This is a genomic window from Bailinhaonella thermotolerans (genome assembly GCF_003594875.1).
In the GTDB taxonomy this organism is placed as follows: domain Bacteria; phylum Actinomycetota; class Actinomycetes; order Streptosporangiales; family Streptosporangiaceae; genus Bailinhaonella; species Bailinhaonella thermotolerans.
The window spans coordinates 180,345-200,948 of record NZ_QZEY01000016.1 but is presented as its reverse complement, the minus strand read 5'-3'; the positions used below and the strand labels follow the sequence as shown (position 1 = coordinate 200,948).

19 protein-coding genes and 1 pseudogene are annotated in these 20,604 nt (G+C 74.1%); 10 read left to right on the top strand and 10 right to left on the bottom strand.

Annotated features, from left to right (window positions below; genetic code table 11):
• The 3 genes and pseudogenes from D5H75_RS30955 to D5H75_RS42070 all read right to left on the bottom strand — a co-directional run.
• Window positions 1-530: pseudogene (locus D5H75_RS30955) on the bottom strand (hypothetical protein); the annotation flags it as partial.
• The gene (locus D5H75_RS30950) at window positions 527-1,498 is read right to left on the bottom strand and encodes an STM4015 family protein (RefSeq protein WP_119930106.1); all 972 of its coding nucleotides are present in this window, start codon (window positions 1,496-1,498) and stop codon (window positions 527-529) included. The pseudogene D5H75_RS30955 and the gene D5H75_RS30950, both read right to left, overlap by 4 nt.
• A gap of 168 nt (window positions 1,499-1,666) precedes the next feature.
• Window positions 1,667-1,813 carry a hypothetical protein gene (locus D5H75_RS42070; RefSeq protein ID WP_202638662.1) on the bottom strand — a complete coding sequence of 49 codons (147 nt, stop codon included), beginning with the start codon at window positions 1,811-1,813 and terminating at the stop codon, window positions 1,667-1,669.
• Window positions 1,814-1,888: 75 nt separating this feature from the next.
• Between D5H75_RS42070 and D5H75_RS30945 the strand changes: the two genes are divergently transcribed.
• From D5H75_RS30945 to D5H75_RS30935, 3 genes are all read left to right on the top strand, one after another.
• Window positions 1,889-2,791: a LysR family transcriptional regulator gene (locus D5H75_RS30945; RefSeq protein WP_119930105.1), complete on the top strand. Its 903-nt coding sequence runs from the start codon at window positions 1,889-1,891 to the stop codon at window positions 2,789-2,791.
• Window positions 2,792-2,960: 169 nt separating this feature from the next.
• Window positions 2,961-3,458: a DUF2975 domain-containing protein gene (locus D5H75_RS30940; protein WP_119930104.1), complete on the top strand. Its 498-nt coding sequence runs from the start codon at window positions 2,961-2,963 to the stop codon at window positions 3,456-3,458.
• Window positions 3,458-3,679 carry a helix-turn-helix domain-containing protein gene (locus D5H75_RS30935; RefSeq protein WP_119930103.1) on the top strand — a complete coding sequence of 74 codons (222 nt, stop codon included), beginning with the start codon at window positions 3,458-3,460 and terminating at the stop codon, window positions 3,677-3,679. The genes D5H75_RS30940 and D5H75_RS30935 overlap by 1 nt, the downstream gene beginning before the upstream one ends.
• Window positions 3,680-3,719: 40 nt before the next feature.
• On the opposite strand, the gene D5H75_RS30930 is transcribed toward D5H75_RS30935, so the two are convergent.
• Window positions 3,720-4,118 carry an STAS domain-containing protein gene (locus tag D5H75_RS30930; protein WP_119930102.1) on the bottom strand — a complete coding sequence of 133 codons (399 nt, stop codon included), beginning with the start codon at window positions 4,116-4,118 and terminating at the stop codon, window positions 3,720-3,722.
• Between the two features lie 249 nt (window positions 4,119-4,367).
• On the opposite strand from D5H75_RS30930, the gene D5H75_RS30925 reads away from it, so the two are divergent.
• On the top strand, window positions 4,368-4,739 hold the full coding sequence (locus tag D5H75_RS30925) for a helix-turn-helix transcriptional regulator (RefSeq protein ID WP_119930101.1): 372 nt from the start codon (window positions 4,368-4,370) through the stop codon (window positions 4,737-4,739).
• 11 nt (window positions 4,740-4,750) lie between these two features.
• Window positions 4,751-5,155, top strand: coding sequence for a DUF5655 domain-containing protein (locus tag D5H75_RS30920; RefSeq protein ID WP_119930124.1), 405 nt, complete (start codon window positions 4,751-4,753; stop codon window positions 5,153-5,155).
• Between the two features lie 61 nt (window positions 5,156-5,216).
• Here the strand turns inward: D5H75_RS30920 and D5H75_RS30915 are convergent, their stop codons facing one another.
• Window positions 5,217-7,055, bottom strand: coding sequence for a CASTOR/POLLUX-related putative ion channel (locus D5H75_RS30915; protein ID WP_242454625.1), 1,839 nt, complete (start codon window positions 7,053-7,055; stop codon window positions 5,217-5,219).
• Between the two features lie 365 nt (window positions 7,056-7,420).
• On the opposite strand from D5H75_RS30915, the gene D5H75_RS30910 reads away from it, so the two are divergent.
• The 4 genes from D5H75_RS30910 (at window position 7,421) to D5H75_RS30895 (ending at window position 11,015) form a co-directional block, all read left to right on the top strand.
• Window positions 7,421-8,362, top strand: a complete 942-nt coding sequence (locus D5H75_RS30910) for a phosphotransferase family protein (protein ID WP_119930099.1) — start codon at window positions 7,421-7,423, stop codon at window positions 8,360-8,362.
• Between the two features lie 152 nt (window positions 8,363-8,514).
• Complete coding sequence (locus D5H75_RS30905) at window positions 8,515-9,096, top strand: NADPH-dependent FMN reductase (RefSeq protein WP_119930098.1); 582 nt, start codon at window positions 8,515-8,517, stop codon at window positions 9,094-9,096.
• 96 nt (window positions 9,097-9,192) lie between these two features.
• Complete coding sequence (locus D5H75_RS30900) at window positions 9,193-10,173, top strand: ATP-binding cassette domain-containing protein (protein ID WP_119930097.1); 981 nt, start codon at window positions 9,193-9,195, stop codon at window positions 10,171-10,173.
• Entirely contained in the window at window positions 10,170-11,015 is an 846-nt protein-coding gene (locus tag D5H75_RS30895) for an ABC transporter permease (protein ID WP_119930096.1), read from the top strand. Before D5H75_RS30900 ends, D5H75_RS30895 begins: the two co-directional genes overlap by 4 nt.
• A 145-nt stretch (window positions 11,016-11,160) precedes the next feature.
• Here the strand turns inward: D5H75_RS30895 and D5H75_RS30890 are convergent, their stop codons facing one another.
• The 3 genes from D5H75_RS30890 to D5H75_RS42065 all read right to left on the bottom strand — a co-directional run bounded on the left by D5H75_RS30890 (window position 11,161) and on the right by D5H75_RS42065 (window position 16,239).
• On the bottom strand, window positions 11,161-14,697 hold the full coding sequence (locus D5H75_RS30890) for an ATP-binding protein (protein WP_202638660.1): 3,537 nt from the start codon (window positions 14,695-14,697) through the stop codon (window positions 11,161-11,163).
• Between the two features lie 557 nt (window positions 14,698-15,254).
• Complete coding sequence (locus D5H75_RS30885; protein ID WP_119930095.1) at window positions 15,255-15,452, bottom strand: hypothetical protein; 198 nt, start codon at window positions 15,450-15,452, stop codon at window positions 15,255-15,257.
• Window positions 15,453-15,528: 76 nt separating this feature from the next.
• On the bottom strand, window positions 15,529-16,239 hold the full coding sequence (locus D5H75_RS42065; RefSeq protein ID WP_202638659.1) for an alpha/beta hydrolase: 711 nt from the start codon (window positions 16,237-16,239) through the stop codon (window positions 15,529-15,531).
• Window positions 16,240-16,359: 120 nt separating this feature from the next.
• On the opposite strand from D5H75_RS42065, the gene D5H75_RS30875 reads away from it, so the two are divergent.
• Complete coding sequence (locus D5H75_RS30875; protein WP_119930094.1) at window positions 16,360-16,740, top strand: hypothetical protein; 381 nt, start codon at window positions 16,360-16,362, stop codon at window positions 16,738-16,740.
• A gap of 342 nt (window positions 16,741-17,082) precedes the next feature.
• Here the strand turns inward: D5H75_RS30875 and D5H75_RS44350 are convergent, their stop codons facing one another.
• Together D5H75_RS44350 and D5H75_RS30860 are read right to left on the bottom strand one after the other, a co-directional pair.
• Window positions 17,083-19,134 (bottom strand): PIG-L family deacetylase, encoded by a 2,052-nt coding sequence (locus D5H75_RS44350; RefSeq protein ID WP_202638658.1) that lies wholly within the window; start codon window positions 19,132-19,134, stop codon window positions 17,083-17,085.
• Window positions 19,135-19,441: 307 nt separating this feature from the next.
• Window positions 19,442-20,389: a sporulation protein gene (locus D5H75_RS30860; protein ID WP_119930093.1), complete on the bottom strand. Its 948-nt coding sequence runs from the start codon at window positions 20,387-20,389 to the stop codon at window positions 19,442-19,444.
• Window positions 20,390-20,604: the final 215 nt, after the last annotated feature.

Sequence of the window (20,604 nt, the reverse complement as noted above, 5' to 3'; positions counted from 1 at the left end):
CCGCCCGACTCGAAGCGGAGCATCCGCAGGGCGTCATGCCGTACGGGCCGCAGCCGCAGCCCCTCCTGGCTGTTGCCGCACACCTCCAGCCGTTCCAGCTTCGGGAACGCCTCCAGCAGTGGTGTCACGTCCCCGTGCTCGATCCAGGAGATCTGGTACATGTCGCCCCGCACGGCTCCCAGGAACACCGCGCGCAGCTCGGGGAGATCGTCCGCGTGCTCGGCGAGCAGCCGTACTGCGTCGCCCAGGCTCCCGCCCCTGCCGGTGTACTCCGGGACGACGACGGCGCGGACCCTCCGCGTGTCCACCTCGCCGAAGAAGCGCCGCACGGACTCGGCGACGCCGTCCTTCGCGCCGTACTCCAGGTAGTCCCACAGCCTCCAGGCGTGGTCCGCGGCGCTGGGCGGCTCGCCGTCAGGGCCGAGGTCGGAGATGCCCGTGACCGGCAGGCCGGCGTAGGTGTCGTAGACGCCCTCCACGCCCTCCGGGTACCGGCCGAGGGCGTGGGTCACGGGGTCGTGGGCGGTCACTCGGAGACCTCCACGTAGCGGCCGCCCACGTTCCAGTCGTAGGTCGTGCCGGGGGTCATGGTCAGCTCGACCCCGGGGAGGGCGGCGCGCAGGCGCTCGGCCATGCCCTCGCTGAAGTAGTGGTTCGACAGGTCCAGGCGGGCGAGGTGGGTGAGGGGCTGGCCGGAGAGCAGCGCCTCGGCGCCCTCGTCGCCCAGGGTGCCCATGGACAGGCTGAGGGATTCCAGCCGGGCCACCACCGGGGCGGCCGCGGCGAGCGCGGCGATCTCGTCCTGCCGTTCGCTGTCCTGCAGGCCCAGGTGCCGCAACGCGGGCAGCCCCTCGCCCGCGAGCACGCCGCGCAGGTCCTCGTCGGAGCAGTCGCCGCCGTAGTTCGCCACGCCGAGCCACAGCTCCAGGTGCTCCAGCGCCGGCAGCTCGCACTCGCCCACCGCGCGCACGACGTGCCCGGGCAGCCCACCGGACTCGAACCGCAGGGTGCGCAGGGCCTCATGCCGCACGGGCCGAAGCCGCAACCCGCTGCTCCCCCGGACGTCCAGCCGTTCCAGTCTCGGGAACGCCTCCAGCAGCGGCGTGACGTCCCCGTGCTCGATCCAGGAGATCTCCGAGTCCCCCGAGGTCATCTCGCCGAGGAAGACGGCGCGGAGCTCGGGCATCCGGCCGGCCATCGCGGCCAGCGCCTTCACCGCGGCCTCCGAGGTGTTCTCCTCCCAGCCCGGCCCCCACCACCCGATGACGAGCGCCCGCACCGAGCCCACGTCGACGGCCCCGGCGAACCCCTCGAGCAGCTTCCCGAAGTCGTAGCCGTCCTCGTCCTCGTCGAGCTCGTCCTCGTAGGCGTCGCCGAGCCGCCAGGCGTACGCCCCGGGCTCGTCGCTCCCGGCCGGCGGCTCGTCCTCCTCCAGGTGCTCTCGGTAGAACTGCTGGACGGGCAGGCCGAAATAGGTGTCCAAACGCTCGTGGGGCATCGGGGGATTCCTCAGGACGGGCCGACAAGTGCCCCAGTCCTACCAGAGCCCCCGGACACTCCACGACCGATCACCATCGAACACCCCTTCCACCCCATCCGGTACGGCTACCGCGGACCACCACAAGCCGCCCGGACGGAGGGGAGCGAGGGCCTGCCTCGGGGCCGGTCAGAAGGAGGCGAAGGTGTGGTGGTCCGCCTGGGCCAGCGCGCGGACGAAGGCGGACAGGCGGATCGCGGCGCGGGCGAGGACGCGGGTGAGGGGGCCTCTGCGGGGGGCGTACGCCGCGCTCCAGAACGGTGGCACGTGGTTCATGGGTTCAGGATGGACCTGAGGGCCGCCATCGATCCAACGCATAGAAGTGCTGGCGCCTATCTCTAGTGTAGATACGTGGAGATCCGGCAACTCAGGCATTTCGTGGCCGTCGCGACGCACGGCAGCTTCACCGCCGCCGCCCGCGCCGAGCTGATCGTGCAGTCGGCGCTGAGCACGTCCATCCGGAAGCTGGAGCGCGAGCTCGGGGCCGAGCTGTTCGAGCGGACCGGGCGGCGGCCGGTGCTCACCCCGGCGGGGCTGTCGCTGCTGCCGGCCGCCCGCGCGCTGCTGGCCGACGCCGAGGCCGCCAAGGACGCGGTCGCCGCCGTCACCGGCCTCGCCGCCGGACGGCTGGTGATCGGCACCATCCAGACGCTGACCAGCGTAGATCTGGCCGCGGAGCTGGCGGCGTTCCAGCGCGAGCAGCCCGGCGTGCAGATCTCCGTGCGCGACGCGACGGTCGGCGAGCTGCTGGACGGCCTGCTGGCGCGCGAACTGGACCTGGCCTTCGTCGACCTGGACGGGATCGAGCCGCCCGAGGGCCTGGCCGTGTACGCCACCTGGGAGGACGAGCTGGTCCTGATCACCTCGCCGGACCACCCGCTGGCCACCGCCGGCCACGCCTACCTGTCCGAGCTGGGCGAGGAGTCCTTCGTGGACTTCCGTGAGGGCACCGGCGTGGAGCTGGCCGTACGGCGGCGCGCGGCCGACTGCGGGCTCCACCGACGCATCACCTGCGAGGTCACCCAGACCGACCTCCTGGTCGAGCTGGTCCGGTCCGGTCTGGGCATCGCCATCGTCCCCCGCCGCATCGGCGAACGCCACGGCCTCCCCTGCGTCACCATCCGCCAGCCCACCCCGCCCCGCCGGGTCTCCCTGGCCGGCCGGGCCCCCGTCCCCCGCAACCCCGCCGCCCAGGCCTTCCTCGCCCACCTCGCCCCCGCCCCTGACGGCACCCCTGACGTCACCCCGTCGTGATTTCGCGGTTCCGCGCCGCCCCCATTGACGCCGAGGTCTCGGGCGGTGTCCGCCAGGGCGCGGAATCACAAGATCATGACCAGGCCCTCAACCATCTCGTCCCCGCCCCTCTTGCTCCACCTATCGAAAATCGATAGATTTCAATCGTGAATCGATCGAGGGAGGGGCGATGGGGAAGGTGACGGTGCTGGCGCTGCGGGTGGTGCTCGCGGCGCTGCTCGGGGGGTCGGTGTTCGTGCAGGCGGTGATGGTGCCGCTGCTGGCGGCCGATCTGGAGGACCTGGCGGGCGAGTACGCCTACCTGCGCGTGCCGCTGATCGTGATCTTCCTGCTGGGGATCGTCACGGGGCAGGTCGTGCTGGTCTGCGTGTGGCGGCTCGTGACCATGGTGCGGCGGGGGACCGTCTTCTCGCACGCCGCCTTCCGCTACGTCAACGTCGTGATCGGCGCCTTCGTGGCGGCGGCGCTCGTGGTGTTCGCGCTGGCGGTGCTCCTGGCGCCCGGGGAGGCCGTCGCCCCCGGTATCGTCCTGCTGATCTGCGGGGTCAGCCTGGCGGTCCTGGCGGTCGCGCTCGTCGTGCTCGTGCTGCGCATGCTGCTGGCCCAGGCGGTCGCGACCGACGCCGAGGCGGCGCGGATGCGGGCGGAGCTGGACGAGGTGATCTGATGCCGATCATCGTCGACATCGACGTGATGCTGGCCAAGCGGAAGATGTCGGTGGGCGAGCTCGCGGAGCGCGTCGGCATCACCCCCGCCAACCTGGCGGTCCTCAAGAACGGCCGCGCCAAGGCCGTGCGCTTCACGACCCTGGCCGCGCTCTGCGAGGCCCTCGACTGCCAGCCCGGCGACATCCTCCGCTGGGAGAACGGCGCCCCCGCCGCCGACTGACCGCCGGCGCGCCGGCCGTGCCGCCCCGGCGGTCGGGGCGTCAGCCGTACGGCGGGGCGGGGGAGGCGCCGGGGTCGGTGGGCCAGCCGATCATGTGCAGCAGCCGGACGAGATGGGGCGGGACCGCGGCCAGGCGGATCCAGCGCCGCGACGGCGGCAGCGCGGGCAGGGCGAGGACGCGCAGGCCCGACACGTCGGAGAAGCTGATCTCGCTGACATCGGCGATCACGACCGCGCGGTCGCCGCGGGCCTGGCGGAGCACCTTGGCCAGGGCGACGCTGTTGGTGATGTCGATCTCGCCGATGACGCGGACCCGGGGAGGGCTCATGCCGTTCACCGGGACGACGCGCAACCTGCCGTCGTCGTAGAGGGGCCGGGTGAAGGCATCCGCGATCCGCTCGGGACGGTGACCGTCACCGAGCGACTTGTCGCCGCTCACGGTGGGCTCCGGGAAGCCTCAGACGCCCGGTTGGGCGGCTGCGAGGGCTGTCGTGCCGACGAGGACCGCGATCCGCATCATCATGCATTCCCCTCATGGCTCAACGCGTCGGAACCAAGGCGCGAACAACATTGCCTCACCTAGGATACATGAATTATATTTCGCAGGAAGACTTTCGTGAAGTGGTTTACGTATTCGGTCGGATCGGTGGACACTGAACTACCGGCCGGAAACTCCTAGGGTGAGATCATGGACAGCCTCGACGGACGCCCCGCCTCCCGATGGACCTTCCTGACCAACCATGCCAGGGTCCTGCTGGAGATCGCCCGGGATCCGAATGTACGCCTGCGCGACATCGCGGCGTCCATCGGGATCACCGAGCGCGCCGCGCAGTCCATCGTGTCCGACCTCGAAGAGGCGGGCTACCTGACGCGGATCCGGGTGGGGCGGCGCAACCACTACAACATCGACAGGACGCGGCGGTTCCGGCATCCGAGCGAGGCCGACATGCGGATCGACGGCCTGATCGAGATGTTCACGCACCGGGACACCCTGGGTGAGGCGCGCGCCCAGGACGAGCAGCGGCTGAACGGCGACGGCCCACGCCCACAGCGGGACTGAGGATGGACGTCGTGGAGCGGTGGGTCTGCCCCGGCTGCGACCGGGAGTTCGAGCGGGCGCGCCAGGCGCACGTGTGCGTGCCCGGATGCACGGTGGACGAGGTGTTCGAGCCCTGGCCCCCGGCGTACCGCGAGATCTACGACCGGCTCCTCGACGGGCTCGGGCCGGTGCACGAGGACGCGGTGGGCGTCGGCGTGTTCCTCAAGTCCGCCCGCAAGTTCGCGGAGGTACGGCCGAAGGCGCGCTCCCTGTCGCTGGCGCTGGTGCTGGAGCGCCCGATCGCGCATCCGCTGCTGTCGCGCAGCCTGCGGTTCTCCGCGGGGCGCACCTGGCACTTCTTCAAGCTCACCCGGCCCGAGGACGTGGACGGCGAACTCCTGGACCTGACGGCCGAGGCGTACGACGAGGCGTCCTGAGCGTTCGCCGCCGCCCCGCCGTACCCCGGCCGGGAGCGGGCGGCGGGAGGCGGCGGGCGGCTCAGTTCTCGGCGAGGACGATCACGCTGTCGTCCTCGGCGAAGACCAGCGGCTCGTCCTTGCGCGGGTTGAGCACGACGCCGTAGTGGGGGGCCTCGTCGCTGCGGCGGCGCACGCGGTAGCCGATCGCGGTCTCGCCCCGCCCGCTCGCCGACGCGATCACCGTGGCGAAGTTGGCCTCGGCCCCGGGCAGCACGTAGTGGCGGGCGGGCTTGAGGTGGATCTCCGAGCCGGCCGGGTCGAACAGGCGCGTGAAGACCGCGTTGAGGTGCCGGTTCTCGGCGAGCTGGGTGAGCAGCAGGCTGATCAGCTTGGAGCTGACGATGAAGTCGTCGGCGCGGGTGACCTGGGCGACGTCGCGGTTGGTCTCGTCGTTCATCTCGCTGACGATCGCGTACGGGTTGCCCAGCCGCTCGCCCAGGTCGCGCAGGTGCAGCAGCGTGACCAGGGTGCGGTCGTCGGCCCGGCGCGGGTCGAGCGTGTCGTCGGCCATGACCACGACGTTGTTGTACGACCCCAGGTCCAGGGTCTCCAGGGCCCGGCGGCTGGTCGGGTCGCAGCGCTTGTACCCGATGCGCAGGGTGGCGAGCCCGTCGCCCAGGCCGCCCTCCGGCGGGTGCGGCGTCGCCACGTCCACGACCGAGCCCGGCTCGACCAGCCGGTCCAGCAGGTCGATGATGCGCGGGGCGCGGGAGTTCCAGCCGAGCAGCAGCGTGCGGTCCGGCGCGTCGGGCACGTCCCTGCCGGCCACCATCGCCTCGCGCACCGGGGGCACGGGCGTCTCCGCGCGGCGGATCAGCAGGTCGTCCTCGGCGATCAGGATCAGCTCGTCGCCCTCCTCGACCCGCGTGTCCATCGGCGGGTTCAGCCGCACCTTGCCGCCCGGCCCGAGCAGCCCGATCAGGCTGCCGAGCTCGAACGCCGCCAGCGCCTCGCCGTACGTCGAACCGACCAGGGCGGGCTCGGGGCGCATGTAGATCTCGTTCCCGGCGAAGTCCAGCAGGTCGGTGCAGACCGTGGAGAGGCCGGACTGGCGGTGCGACTGGACGACCAGGCGCACCGCGATGTCGTCGGCGTCCACGATCAGCGCGTCGGGGCCGCCGGCGAGGCGGGCGGCGGCCAGGTTCTCCGAGTCCTGCACGGCGGCGACCACGTGCGGGCGGCCGTGCGGCCACTCGCGGTTGTTCAGCAGCAGCAGCGCCTTGATCACGTCGATGTCCGGGGTGTCGCCCTGCGGCGAGACCACGATCACCGACTTGGCCGTGTCCAGGCTGACGAGGTCGAGGTCGGAGCGGTTGAGCGGGCTCCCGGACCGGCAGATCACCCGGGTGCGGCCGGTGTCGCCGAGGCGGCCCCGGATCTCGTCCTCCATCTGCACCTTGTCCCGGTCCGCGAGGATGACCACGCACGACCGGCCGGCGCTCTGGTTGGCCTTGACCAGCTCGGCCGCCATCGTGAAGACCTGATCCGACCAGCCGAGGAGCACGGTGTGGCCGTGCTCGACCAGGCGGGAGCGGCCCTTGCGCAGCTCGAAGATCCGGTTCTCCAGGCCGGTCGTGAGGACGCCGATCAGCGAGCTCATGATGAAGATCCCGCCCAGGCTGATCAGCAGCATCAGCCCGAGGAACACCACGCCGCCGGAGTCCCCGGCGACGGCCCCGGGGTCCATGGCCCGCATCAGGTTGATCCACAGCAGCCGCCACCACGAGTGGTCCTGCTCGGCCATCCCGGCGTACGCGTCGTCCCGGGCGAAGAGCCAGGTCAGCCCGGCGACCAGAATGATCATCCCGGCGGAGAGCAGCCCCAGCCACCCGATGAGCGCCGGAGTCCCCCGGTCCATCGTGCGATCGAACCAGTACCGAACCCGCTCCCGCAGCTTCATCCGGGCCGTACCCCCTGACCGATATCCCGCGGAATCCTCAGAACCGGACAGACCGTATCAGGGTGATCACCCCCACCGCGTTCGATTCGCCCTTCGAACACCCCCACCAGCCCAAACCCCCGCGTCCCCCGGTCGTGATCTCGCGATCCCGCCCCCACGCCGGCGCCACGCGGGGCCCGGCGGGGAGGCCTGGCGGCGGTGCGGGTTCGCGAGATCACGACGGGAAGACCCGGCCCCCGCGCCCGCGATCGCCGTACGCCCGCCGGGAGGTCACGGGTTAATCCGTTGAGGAGTGGGGGCGGGGGTGTCTAGGTTGGGCGGTCATGACTGGTGAGGGGTCGCTGCCCCGGGTGGCGGACGGGGCCGCGTTCGATGCCGTGCGGCGGGATGAGAAGGCGTTGCGGCCCGGGGTGGACGCGCTGCTGCGGCGGCTGGGGGTGCGCGGGCGGGAGGTCGAGCGGTTCGCGACCGGGACGCAGCCCGTGTACGGCGTGGGCGGCGACCTGGTGCTGAAGCTGTTCCCGCCGATCCACCGCGAGGACGCCGCGACCGAGACGGCGGCGCTGTCGGCCGTGGGCGGGCGGCTGCCGGTGCCGGTGCCCGCCGTCCGGGAGGCCGGGGAGTTCGACGGGTGGGCGTACGTGCTCATGGACCGGCTCACCGGGCTCGGGCTCGCGGACGTGTGGGACGAGATCCCGCGCGGCGACCGCCTCCGGCTCGCGGGCGCCCTCGGCGAGACCCTGGCGGCGCTGCACGAGATCCCCGCGCCCGAACTGGGGCCGCCGGACTGGACCGCCTGGATCGAGGGGCGGCGCGAGAACGCCGAGGCGCACCATCGCGCGGACGGGCTCGCCGAGGAGTGGGTGCGGCAGGTCCCCGGCTTCCTCGACGCCGTGCCGCTGTGCGACACCCCGCCGGTCCTGCTCCACACCGAGATCATGCGCGAGCACCTCCTCGTCGCGGACGGGCCCGGAGGGTGGCGGCTCACCGGCCTGTTCGACTTCGAGCCGGCGATGCGCGGCGACCGCGAGTACGAGTTCGCCGCCGTCGGGATCTTCGTCGCCGCCGGTGACGCCGGGTTCCTGCGCACGCTCCTGCTGGCGTACGGCCACCGCCCGGCGGACCTGGACGACGACCTGCGCCGCCGCTTCCTCGCGCACACCCTCCTGCACCGGTACAGCAGCCTCGACTGGTACCTCGGCCTGCTCCCCGTCCCCGGGCCCCGCACCCTGGACGCCCTGGCCACCTCCTGGTTCGCCACCTGACCCGGCCCACCGGCCCGGCCCGCCGCCACGGGCTCCGGGGCCGGGGCCGGGGCCGCCATGGCGGACCTCGCGGAACTCGCGGCCCCCGCTAGACCGGATCTAGCGGGGGCCGGATCTCTTCTCGCGCCTTCGGGGTGAGAGGCCGGGAGGAGGTGAGCGTCGTGGGAGAGACGCCGTTGAAGGTGGCGGTGCTTCTCGGGAGCACCCGCGAGGGGCGGGTCTGCCCCTCGGTCGGGGGCTGGGTCGCCGAGCGCGCCCGGGAGCGGCCGGGGCTGGAGGTCTCCGTGCTGGACCTGGCGGAGTTCGACTTCCCCGGGCGATATCCGGAGGAGGCCACCGAGGCCATGCGGGCGTTCGCGCGGCGCGTCGCGGAGGCCGAGGCCTTCGTCGTCGTCAGCCCCGAGTACAACCGCAGCCTTCCCGCCTCGCTCAAGCAGGCGATCGACTTCGCCTACGACGAGTGGCGGGCCAAGCCGGCCGGGCTGGTGACGTATGGGTGCGGTTCGGTGGGCATGTACGTCATGGAGCACCTGCGGGTGGTCTTCACCGAGTTGCACATGGTGACGATGCGGGACGGGATCGCGCTGGACCTGCTGGGGGACGGGGTGGACGGGTCCGGCCGCCCCCGGGGCACGGACGCCCAGGTCCGGGCGGGCGAGGCCATGCTCGACCAGCTCACCTGGTGGGGCCTGGCGCTGCGCGCCGCCCGCGACCGCCGGCCGTACGTCTCATGACCCATCCCGCGGCGGACCCGCCGCACCACACGCGCGACGAGAGCGGCGGCGGGGCGCCGTACCACATCGATGGACAGGGAACGGAAGGGAAGGACCATGACTGAGCTGGCGGTGGAGACGTCCGGCCTGGTGAAGGTGTTCGGGGAGAACCGGGCGGTGGACGGCCTGGACCTGAGAGTGCCCGCGGGCACGGTGTACGGCGTGCTCGGGCCGAACGGCGCGGGCAAGACCACGGCCGTGCGCATGCTGGCCACGCTGCTCCGGCCGGACGGCGGCGAGGCCCGCGTGTTCGGGCGCGACGTGGTGAAGGACGCCGACGAGGTACGGCGGCGCGTGAGCCTCACCGGTCAGTACGCCTCGGTGGACGAGGACCTCACCGGTATGGAGAACCTGATCCTGCTCGCCCGGCTCCAGGGCTACAAGAAGCCGGCGGCGCGGGACCGGGGCGCGCAGTTGCTGGAGGCGTTCGGGCTGACCGACGCGGCCGACCGGCAGGTGAAGAACTACTCCGGCGGCATGCGGCGGCGGATCGACATCGCCGCGAGCATCCTGAACACCCCCGACCTGCTGTTCCTCGACGAGCCCACGACCGGGCTGGACCCCCGCAGCCGCAACCAGGTGTGGGACATCGTGCGCATCGTCGTCGCCCAGGGCACGACCGTGCTGCTGACCACGCAGTACCTCGACGAGGCCGACCGGCTGGCGAGCCGCATCGCGGTGATCGACCACGGCAGGCTGATCGCCGAGGGCACGCCGGGCCAGCTCAAGGCGTCCATCGGCGCCGGCTCGGTGCACGTGCGGCTGCGCGACGCGGCGCAGCGCGAGCAGGCCCAGCGGGTGCTGTCGCGCGAGCTGAACGCGCCCGTGCACCTGGAGGCGGACCCGGTGGCGCTGACCGCCCGGATCGCCGAGGCCGGCGACGACCAGGCCGCCGCCGAGCGCGCCGCCCGCGCCCTGGCCGAACTCGCCGCCGACGGCATCACCGTCGACGACTTCGCCCTCGGCCAGCCCAGCCTGGACGAGGTCTTCCTGGCCCTGACCGACCGCCCCGCCACCATCGAGGAGAACGCGGCATGAGCACCACCGCCACCGAGACCACCACGAGCTACGTCCCCGCGCCGGAGACCCTGGCCGCGGTGCTCACGCGGGGTGAGCGCCCGCCGCGGCCGAGCGCCTGGTCCGCGTCCGTCACCTTCGGCTGGCGCGCGATGCTCAAGATCAAGCACGTGCCCGAGCAGCTCTTCGACGTGACGGCGTTCCCGATCATGATGACGCTGCTGTTCACCTACCTCTTCGGCGGGGCGCTGGCCGGCTCCACGACGAACTACCTGCAGTACGTCCTGCCCGGCCTGATGGCGCAGAGCATCATCATGATCACGATGTACACCGGCGTCGCGGTCAACACCGACATCGAGAAGGGCGTGTTCGACCGGTTCCGCACGCTCCCGATCTGGCGGCCCGCGCCCATGGTCGGCTACCTGCTCGGCGACATGCTCCGCTACACCATCGCCTCGCTGGTCATGCTCACGGTGGGCCTCATCCTCGGCTTCCGCCCCAGCGGCGGCGTCGTCGGCGTCGTCCTCGGCATCGCCGTGCTGATCGGCTACTCGTTCGCCTTCTCGTGGATCTGGACGATGTTCGGCCTGCTCCTGCGCAGCGAGAAGAGCGTCATGGGCGTGTCGATGATGGTGCTGTTCCCGCTGACCTTCCTGAGCAACATCTTCGTCAACCCGAAGACGATGCCCACCTGGCTCCAGTACTTCGTGAACGCCAACCCCGTCTCGCACCTGGTCAGCGCCATCCGGTCGCTCATGGCCGGCAAGCCCGACACCGGGGCCCTCACCCTGGTCCTCGTCGCGGCCCTGGTCCTGATCGCCGTCTTCGGCACCCTCACGATGCGCCTGTACAACCGCAAGTGACCGTCACCCCCGCAAGGCTCCCCCGCCCGCCCAGGGCCCGGGGAGCCTTCCGCGTTTCCCCCGGCGTACGGCTCCCGCGCGCGTACGGCTCCGGCGGGCGTACGGCTCCCTCGGGCGCGGCGGCGGGCCGTACCGGGCCAGGGGGTCAGAGGCGCCAGGTGGTGGGGCGGGAGGGCTGGTAGCGGCAGGTGGCGCCGGTGGAGACGGCCCCGCGCAGGTGGGCGGCCAGGTCGGGGTGGAGGCGGTCCAGCTTGCGGAGGGTGTCGCGGATCCGGGCGGTGACGGTCTTGCGGGCGCGTTCGGCCTCGTCGCCCAGCCTGCGGGTGCGCCCGCCGAGGCCGGCGGCGGTGCGCAGCTCGGCCAGGAGGGCTTCGCGCTCCCGGTCGAACTCGGCGGCCCGGCGGTCGTCGCCGAGTTCGACGGCGCGGTCGATCTCCTCGTCGAGATGCTCCAGGCGGCGGCGGTATCTCGCCTTGGCCTCGTCGTCCAGCATCGGGTCGCCGCCCATGGACCGCGCCGCCGCGACCGTCTCGCCGCCCTCGGGGTCGGCCAGGCGCGCGGCGGGCACGTCCGCGCCCGGACGGCCGAGGAGGTAGTGCAGGTCACGCAGGCCCTTGGCGTCGGGCATGTGCACGGTCCGCCCGGCGTACCGCAACGCCCACACCGGCCCGTCCCGCCGGAACTCCCCGCCCCCGGGCTCCGTCCCGCCCCGGGTCTCTCCACGGCTCACGGCGGACGCGGTTTCGCCCGCTTCCGCGGAATCCGGCCCGGCCCCCGGGCCCGCCTCCCCCTTCCCGACCTCCGTCCGGGCCTCCGTCCGGGCCTCCATCCGCGCCCCGGCCGGCGCCCCGGCGTCCCCGTGGCGTACGGCCGTGGCGGCCTCGCCCGCCGCAGGACGCCCGTCCCCGTCAGGCACGGCAGGCGCGGCCCGCTCGGCCGGACGCACCTCGCCTCCGGAGAGTGCGGCTCCCGCCCGGGAGAGCGCGGGGTGCGCCGCCGCCCGCGCGGGATCCGGGTCCCCGTCTTCCGGCCCGGCCTCACCCCGGCCATCGGAGCCCGGCGCGTCCTGGGGCGCGGTGGCGACCAGGGCCCGCTGGTGGTCGAGGGCGAGGCGGACGCTCGGGAGGCGGGCCAGGACGTGGCGCATGCCCAGGGCGGCGGCCTCGGGTTCGAGGGCGGCGAGGAGGCGGGCGGCCTCGGCGGCGTCCCCGGGGGCGGCGCGGGCCAGGAGCGCCTGGACGAGGTGGAGGCGGGCCTCGGCGGCCCAGGGGCGCGCGCCCATGCGGTCGGCCGAGGCGGTCGCGGCCGTGAGCGAGGCGACGGCGTCGTCCCACTGCCCCTGGGCCGCGGCGACGATGCCGTCGTACAGGGTCATGGGGCCGCTCAGGTCCCAGCCGTAGAGGGAGACGGCCCACTGCCCGAGGTACGGCCGGAGCTCGGCGCGGGCCTCCGCGCACAGGGCGGGGTCGGCGGTGGCGGCGGCCGTCTCGGCGAGCAGGCGGAGCCACAGGCCGTGGGCGATGCGGCCGCGGGGGGCGCCCTCGGACAGCCGGCGCAGGGCGGGGCCGGTGTCGCCGCGGCGCAGCTCGGTCAGGGCGATGAGCACGCTGGGGCAGTAGTGACGCCCGGAGAGCAGGCCCGGGTGCACCTCGGCGGCCTCGTCGAACCGGCCCTGGAGCATGAGGACGGCCCAGCGGTGCTGGTCGAGCATGCCCGCCAGGTGCTGGTGCTCCTCGGCGTCGCACGCCTCGTAGCTCTCGTCGAGCAGGCGCTCGGCCTCGTCGAGGCGGCCGGTGAAGGCCGCGATGATGCTGCGGTCCACGAGCACGGCCGGGCCCATCTGGGGCTCGGTGTCACGGGCGGCGTAGTCGCGGAACCGGCGGAGGTAGCGGGGGTCGTCGTTCTCCACCATCGCCACCCAGACCAGCGCCCCGGCGAAGTGCTCGGCCCCCGTGTCGCCGGTGCGCCCGGCCACCTCCAGGATCTCCTCGGTCAGCGCGACCCGCTGTCCCGCCGTGCCCGGGCCCCAGATGGTGTCGTGGTGGGCCCACAGGCCGTAGGTCAGGGTCTCGTCGTCGCCGGTGCGCCGCGCCAGCAGCGTCACCTGGAACGCCAGGTCGCGGGCGAGTTGCTCGTCGGCGCCCTCGGCAGGGCGGCCGAGCGCGGCCAGCGCCTCGCGGAGCAGGTCCGGGCGCGGGGCCAGGCCGGAGTAGGCGGTCCCCTGGTAGCGGGCGAGCGCCACGCGGGCCAGCAGCCCGGGGTCGCCGAGCTCCCTGGCCAGCTCGGCCGCCGCGTCGAAGGAACGCACGGCCCCGGCCGCGTCGCCGGCGTGGAGGAGCTGCCGTCCCAGATCCAGCTCGATCGGCAGCCGCCGCTGGGGGTCGTCGGTCAGCTCCAGCGCCCGGCGGTAGTGGCCGATGGCCTCTTCGTCCGCCGCCCGCCGGCGCGCGGTCCGGGCCGCCGCGAGCAGGGCCTCGACGGCGTGCTCCCGGCCGAGGCGGTCCACCGCGAGGTACGCGTGCCGGGCCAGTTCGGCGGGCTCGGCCGTGCCGGGTGCCTCCGCGAGGGCTCGGGCGACGGCGGCGTGGCGCTCCGCCCGGCCCTCCTCGTCGAGGCGGTCGTAGAGGGTCTCGCGCACCAGGTCGTGGGCGAACGCGAACGTGCCGCCCTCGCCGGCCATCACGAGCCGGGCGGCCACCGCCTGCTGGAGCAGCCGGTCGGCGTGGGCCACGGGCACCGAGGCGGCGGCGGCGAGCACCTGCCGGTGGAACTCCCGCCCGATCACGGCGGCGGCGGTCAGCAGCTCCACGACCCGCGACGGCAGCAGCGCCAGCCGCCGCGCGAGCGTGTCGCGCACCCCGGGCGCGAGCGCGGCGAACGACCCGCCGCTGCGCCACAGCCGCACCGTCTGCTCGACGAAGAACGGGTTGCCGCCGGTGCGGCGGTGCACCTCGGCCACCTGCGCGTCCGTCGGCTCCTGCCCCGCCGTGCGCGCCATCAGGGCGCCGACCTCGGCGGGGCCGAGCCCGGTCAGCGTGATCGTGGTCGCCCGGGAGGTGAGCGGCAGCAGCGCGGGACCCAGCGGATGCCCGTCGGTCTCCACCTCAGCGTCGCGGTAGGTCCCCACCAGCAGCACCCGCTCGAACCACGTGTGCTGCGCCGCGAACTCCAGCAGCCGCAGCGAGGCGGCGTCCGCCCAGTGCAGGTCCTCCAGGACCACCACCACCGGGCGGCGCTGCGACACGGCGACCAGGGCGTTGGTCACCCCGTCGGACAGCCGGAAGGCGTCCGCGTCCGCGTCGAGCTCGCCGCCGGGCTCACCCAGCACGCGCGCGAGGCCGTCGCCGCCGGCCTCCTCCGCCGCCGTCCACTCCTCGCCGGTCGCGCCCCGCCGCAGCCCGCGCAGGACCTGCGTCCACGGCCAGTAGCCGGGCGCGTTGTCCGAGTGCCAGCACGCCCCGCCCAGGACCAGCGCCCCGAGCCGCCGCGCCTCCTCGCAGGCGCTCCCGACGAGCGTGGTCTTGCCGATCCCGGCCTCTCCCGCGACGAGCACCAGCCCCCCGTGGCTGGCCACCGCCCGCTCCACCTCACCCCGCAGCAACGCCGCGGGGTGCTCCCTGCCGATCAGCCCGCTCCCGGGCCCGCCCATGCCCATGACACCGCCGACCCTAGCCGCCTCCACCGACAATCCGCCCATGCCTTTTTCCGGCGCGTTTCCAGCGGTGTTTCCGGCTTATCCGGATCTTCATAATGAATCACCCGAAATACCGGCCAGGTGGCCGTACGGCACCAGCGGAGCGCGGCAGGGGGCCGTACGGCGGCACGAGCGAGCGCGGCAGCGACAGGAGCGGACCGGGCGGTGGCACGAGCGGACCGGCCGGACCGGGCGGACCCGGCGGCAGGCCGATCCGGGCCTTGGGCGGATCGGATCAGGCGGCTCGTCCGGCCCGTGCGGCCGTGCGGCGTGGGCGGTCTGACGGCGTGAGCGGCGTGGGCGGCGTGGGCTGGACGGGCTCGCGCGGCCGTACGGCATGAGCGGGATCGGTCCGCGGGGCCCGCGACGAACGCGTGGTCAGCGGCGAGCCGGATGCGGCCGGGCGGCGCGCTGAACCGGGGCGACGAGGCCGGATGCGGCCGGGCGCGGCGGCCGAACCGGCCCGTGGGGCGGCGCTCGGCCGGGAGCTGGGCGGGATGTGAGGCCCCTCCGGAGTGAGGGGCCGTAGGTGCTTCGGCCGGGGTCTACTGGTTGCCGCGGGTCAGGTCCTCGCGGTCGAGGTCGGCTTCGGACATGGCCTTGCGGAGTTGGTAGGCCATCTCGGTGGACTCCTCCGGACGGCCGCGGTCGCGGGACTCGCGTTTGGCCGTCCGCCGGGCCTGGCGGGTCAGCTCCTGGTCGGTCTCGGTGGTCTTGGGGCGATTCTCTTCCGGGACGGTCATCCCGTTGCTCCTTAAGGGTCGTGCTCGGTGTGGCCAGGTGGCGCACAAGGGACTCATATTCCTTATGAGTCGGGCGTTAATCCTGGTCAGGGGCATCGAACCACCACGCCACGGCCTGCGCGGCGATTCCGGCGGGGACCTCGTGGCCGCCGTCGAACTCGGTGTAGGAGACCTCGTACCCGGCGGCGCTCAGCGCGGGCACGATCCGGCGGCTGCACGCGTCCACCGGCAGTACGGCGTCACGCGTCCCGTGCGCCACGAAGAAGCGCGCCGACCCGTGCCGGACCATCGGGGCCATGAAGCCCGGCGAGAACGCGAGCACGTTCCTGAACAGGTCGCCGTTGGCCACGCCGAGCGAGAGCGCGTACGACGCGCCGTCCGAGAACCCGGCCACCGCCACGCCGTCCACGTCCACCCATTCGCGGGCGAAGACCTCCTTCAGCGCCGCGTCGAGCCGGGCCACGTCGGCGCCGTACCCGCCCACGATCATGTCCCAGGTGGAGGCGAGCGCCTGCGGCGCCAGCAGCAGCGCCCCGCTCAGGTCGGCCGCCGGGGCCAGCCACTCCAGCGCCTGCTCCGCCGTACCGCCCGCCCCGTGGAGCACCACGGCCAGCCGCGCGCGCTCCTCCCCGGCCCCCTCCGGCACGCGCAGGAGCGCCTGCCCGTCCAGCCGGTACGTCCCGGGCTCCGAGGCCCCCACCCCGTAGACGGGCCGCGCGGTCAGCCTGCCGTGCCGCGCGCCCTCGTCGGGCCGTGGGTGAGCGGACGTCTCCTCGGGAATCGTCACCGGACCACCTCCTCAAGGCTCGTCCGCCCCCTACCCGCTCCGTCCGGCGACTAGCGCTTTCGCCGTACATATCCGCAGCTCACCCGGTTTCTCCCGCACCTCTGAGGGCACCCCCCACTCATGGGAACCGGCAGACCCGGACTGGCCACGGCGCGCGCCCACGGCCTGTTCAACATCGTCTCGGGCGTGTGGCCCCTGCTCGGGATGCGCGGCTTCGAGCGCGTCTTCGGCCCCAAGGAGGACGACTGGCTGGTCCGCGTGGTCGCCGGCCTCCTGATCGGCATCGGCTACGCCCAGCTCCGCGCGCCCGACACCCCCGAAGGCGTCGCCACGGCCCGCCGCCTCGGCCTGGCCACCGCCACCACCCTCCTGGCCATAGACCTCACCTACGTCCCCCGAGGCCGCATCAGCCCCGTCTACCTCCTGGACGCCGCCACCGAAACCGCCTGGCTGACCGCCTGGCTCCGCCCCCGCCCCGCCGGAGCCATGCCCTCGCCGTGATCTTGCGATTCCGCACCTCCACCGCCGACCGCCGGGGCCTCGGGCGGTGTCCACGCAGCGCGGAATCGCAAGATCAGGGCACGGTTCGGGACCACGCGCGCGTCGGGCCGCGTCACCGCGTGCTTCCGGCAGGGGCCGCCCCAGCACTTCGGGGGCCTGACCCTCACGGTGCCAGGGGTTACTCCGGAACCGTCCCCTTGCCGCCCACCCCGCGGAGGCCCCATCCACCCCCGCCGGCAATCGCCGAGACCCCCGGCGGAACTGCCGCGATTGCAGATCACGGCACGTTTCGGGCACGGGTCGCGGGGCGCTTCGGGGTTGGCCGCGCCTCTGGAGGATGGGTTATTCGGGGTGGAGGCGGCGGGGGGCCGCTCCTGGGGGGACGCCGGTGCGGCGGGATTGGGCCATCGAGGGTGGGGATTGGGTGCTCCGGGCCGCTTCCATGGGGATCTTTGGTGGGCCTTGCGGGGTCCAGGGGGCGGGGTGGCGCAGGTGGAGGGGGCGCCAGAGGTAGGGGTCGGCCTGGGCGCTCCCGTGGGGGGACAGGGCCAGGCGGGACTGGGAGGTCTTGTCTTCGGTGTCGGAGTCGTAGACGAGGGCGTTGGCGGTCAGGCGCTCCGGGTCGATCCGGGCGGGGAGGGCGGTCAGGGGGATCTTGATCTCGACCGTGTACCCCCGGTACGGCCCGCGCACGGTGGCGGCGACGCGCGTGCCGGGGGCCGTACGGCGGGCGGGGCCCTGGTGGAAGTCGGCGTCACGGGCGGCGCAGGGCGGGCCCTCCGCGGAGAAGGGGAGGACCGCCAGCTTGAACGTGGTGGAGGTGTCGTCGGAGTCGCCGCGGGGGTCGAGGGCGAGTTCGACGGAGTCCGTGCGCCAGTGGCGTTTGCAGTCCCCCGCCGCCAGGGCCGCGCCCCGGACGTCGTCGGCGACCTCGAACAGCGCGTAGAGATCGTGCCGGTGGCGCGCCAGCCGTACCGTGGCCGAGCAGTCCGCGCCGGACGCGCACCGCGTCCCCTCCCAGTGAGAGAGCCGCGCGCGCCGCCCCGGGTACTCCCCGGCCGAGCCCTTCCCGTCCACCACCGGGCGCCGCCTCGCGGCCGGGACCGCGAGCGCCGGGAGCCGGGGATACTCCGGCGTGGCGCGCTCCGCCAGCCACGGCATCCCCACCCGCCGCGCCCACTCCCGGAACCCCGCGTACAGCGGCCGCTCACCCACCGGCCGATCCCCGACTCCGGCCCCCGGCGCCCCCGGCCGCCCCCCGGCCGCGCGCGCCGCCCCCGCATCCGCCGCCGTCGCGCCAACGTCCGTCCCCGGCGTCTCCGCGCCCGCGTCCGTCTCCGCGCCCGCGTCCGTCTCCGTCGGCGCGGCGTCCGCCTCCGCCGTCTCCGTCGTCGCCGCGTCCGTCCGCTCAGCGTCCGCTTCCGCCGGCCCCGATGGCCGTACGGCCGGCGCCGGGCGGACGGGGCGGGCGTGGTCCGCGAGCAGGGTGAACCAGTCGCAGGCCAGGCGCGGGCGGGGGGTGGTGATCCGGGCGGGGCGGGCGGCGAAGCCCTGGGTAACGTATTCGCGTTCGGCGTTCCGCTCCACCTGGGCCCAGGTGGTGCCGTGCCGCCGCGACCAGGCCCCTTCCCACACGCCGAGCTGCGGCAGCCCGCTCGCGGGGTCGCGCGGCGCGGCCGTCGCGCAGCCGGGGCCCGTAGGCCCGGGCAGTCCCCAGTTCTGCGCCAGCAGCCGGGAGGCCCGCCACGGCCGGTAGCCCTCGCGGCCGAGCTGGCCGGGGAAGGCCGCGGGGTCGCCCGCCAGCCGGAACGCCTCGATCGCGAGGCGGGCCGAGAGCTGGTGCGCGCCGTGCTGGTGCCCGCCGTGCCGTACGAACGGACGGGGGTCCATGGTCACCACGGTCTCCGGGGTCGTGGCCCGGATCAGCCGCACGAGCCGCTCCAGCGTGTCCCGGCCCGTGCTGCCGTCCCACACGCGCCGCGTCAGCGGAGCCGACAGGGTGTACCAGAAGTCCGGTTTGTCGAGGTAGTAGACGTCCTCGATCCCAGCGTGGGCGACGGCGGCGCGCTCCTCACGCTCCCGGATCAGCCCCAGGGCCGCCCCCTCCTGCGGTCCCGCGGCGTTCCCGCCACCCTCGCCCCGGGTCACGGTCGCCACCCCGACGCGCGCCCCGTCCCGCTCCCCCCACTGCCCGAACGCCGCCAGCGACTGGAACTCGTCGTCCGGATGCGCCCCCACGAACAGCACGTCCAGGTCGGCCCGAGGGCGTACGACTCCCGCCCCGCCCGCGAGGCCGGCCCCGGCGGCGAGGACGACGAGCACGAGCGCCACGGGCGTCCCCGCCCCCGCGCGCCGGAACGCTTTCCTGAGGGCGATCGGGTCTGCGGAGTCCACGTTCCCCACCTGGTCGAGGCGCTGATGGTCCCGGGGCCGCCGGACCCGATCGCGAGATCACGGCAGGGGCGCGGGGCACGCCGCGAGGACGCGGGAGCGCGGCGGCCGCCGGGAGGTGACGCGGAGACCCTCTCACGGGCGGCGCCGCGACCTGGCCCCGATCGCGCATTCTTTGCCCGCGGCGCGGGGACGAAAGCCGCGGACGGGCATGAGGAGGCCGCGCCCCCCGGGCGAGGGGCGGCCGGTGAAGCAGGCCGGGACGGCGGGGAGGGCCGCCGGAGGTGGTAGGGCGGCCCTCCGCAGGTGGTTACTCGTCGCCCTCGAAGAAGTCGCCGATCTCGTCGATCGCCTCGGCCGCGACGAAGCCGCCGACGATGCCCGCGGCCCCCGCCGCGGCCATGGTGCCCATGCCGGGGCCGCCGTGGTGGCCGTGGTGACCGTGGTCGTGGTGGCGGTGGTCGTAGGAGGTGTGGTGGGCGCCGCGGCGGGAGGCGACCTTGTCGAGCCAGCGGCCGATCTCGGCGGGCCAGTCCATCTGCTCGGCCTGGGCGTGGGTGACCTTGAAGCGGCCGTACACGTCCTGGCCGTCGCTGAAGAACCCGCCGCGCTTGTCGGCCTCCAGGATCACGTCGATGCCGCCGGGGTCGGTCACGAAGGTGAGCTCGACCTCGTTGATCCGGCCCGCGTGCTGGGCCGGCGGGTAGAACTCGATCTCCTGGTAGAAGGGGAGGCGCTGGCCGGAGCCGGAGATGCGGCCCATCTCCAGGTCGGCGCTGCGGAACTTGAAGCCGAGGGCGCCGAACGCGCGCAGGACCGCTTCCTGGGAGGGGAGGGGGGCCACGGCGAACATGTCGAGGTCGCCCTTGTCCACGGCCTTGGCGATGGCCAGCTCGGTGCGGACGCCGAGGGCCATGCCGTGCAGCGGACGGCCCATGATCTCGGTGACCGGGATCTCCCAGGGCGTGGTGATCTGGAAGGGGATGTCGCGGCGCTCACCGGAGGCGATGCGGAAGGGCCCGGAGACCTCCGCGCGCAGGAACTCCAGGTTGCCCACCGACTCGCCGCCGCCGTGCTCGGCCTCGACGCGGGTGACCAGGGCCAGCGTGACGTTCTCGATCTCGGCGTCCACGTCGCCGCCCTGGATGCGAACCTCACCGGTGATCGCCTCGCCGGGCACGATCCGGGTCGTGGCCAGGACGGTGTCCACCGTCGGGCCTCCGACGCCGAAGGCGCTCAGCATTCGCTTGAAGACCACGTTCGTTCTCCTCTGCTCGTGTCCGCGCGCCACGGAATCTATCGCTCGCGTCCGCGCCGCGCCGGGAAAGCCGAGGTGAGCCTTCTCACCTCCCCTGAATGCCGCAACGCGCGACCGGGCCCAGGAGTTCGCCCAGTTCGGAAAGGGGACGCCGCGTCTTCCCCAAGAGACCCCCACCGGCGCCCGCCGCCCCCGGCGCCCGTACGGCGGCCGCC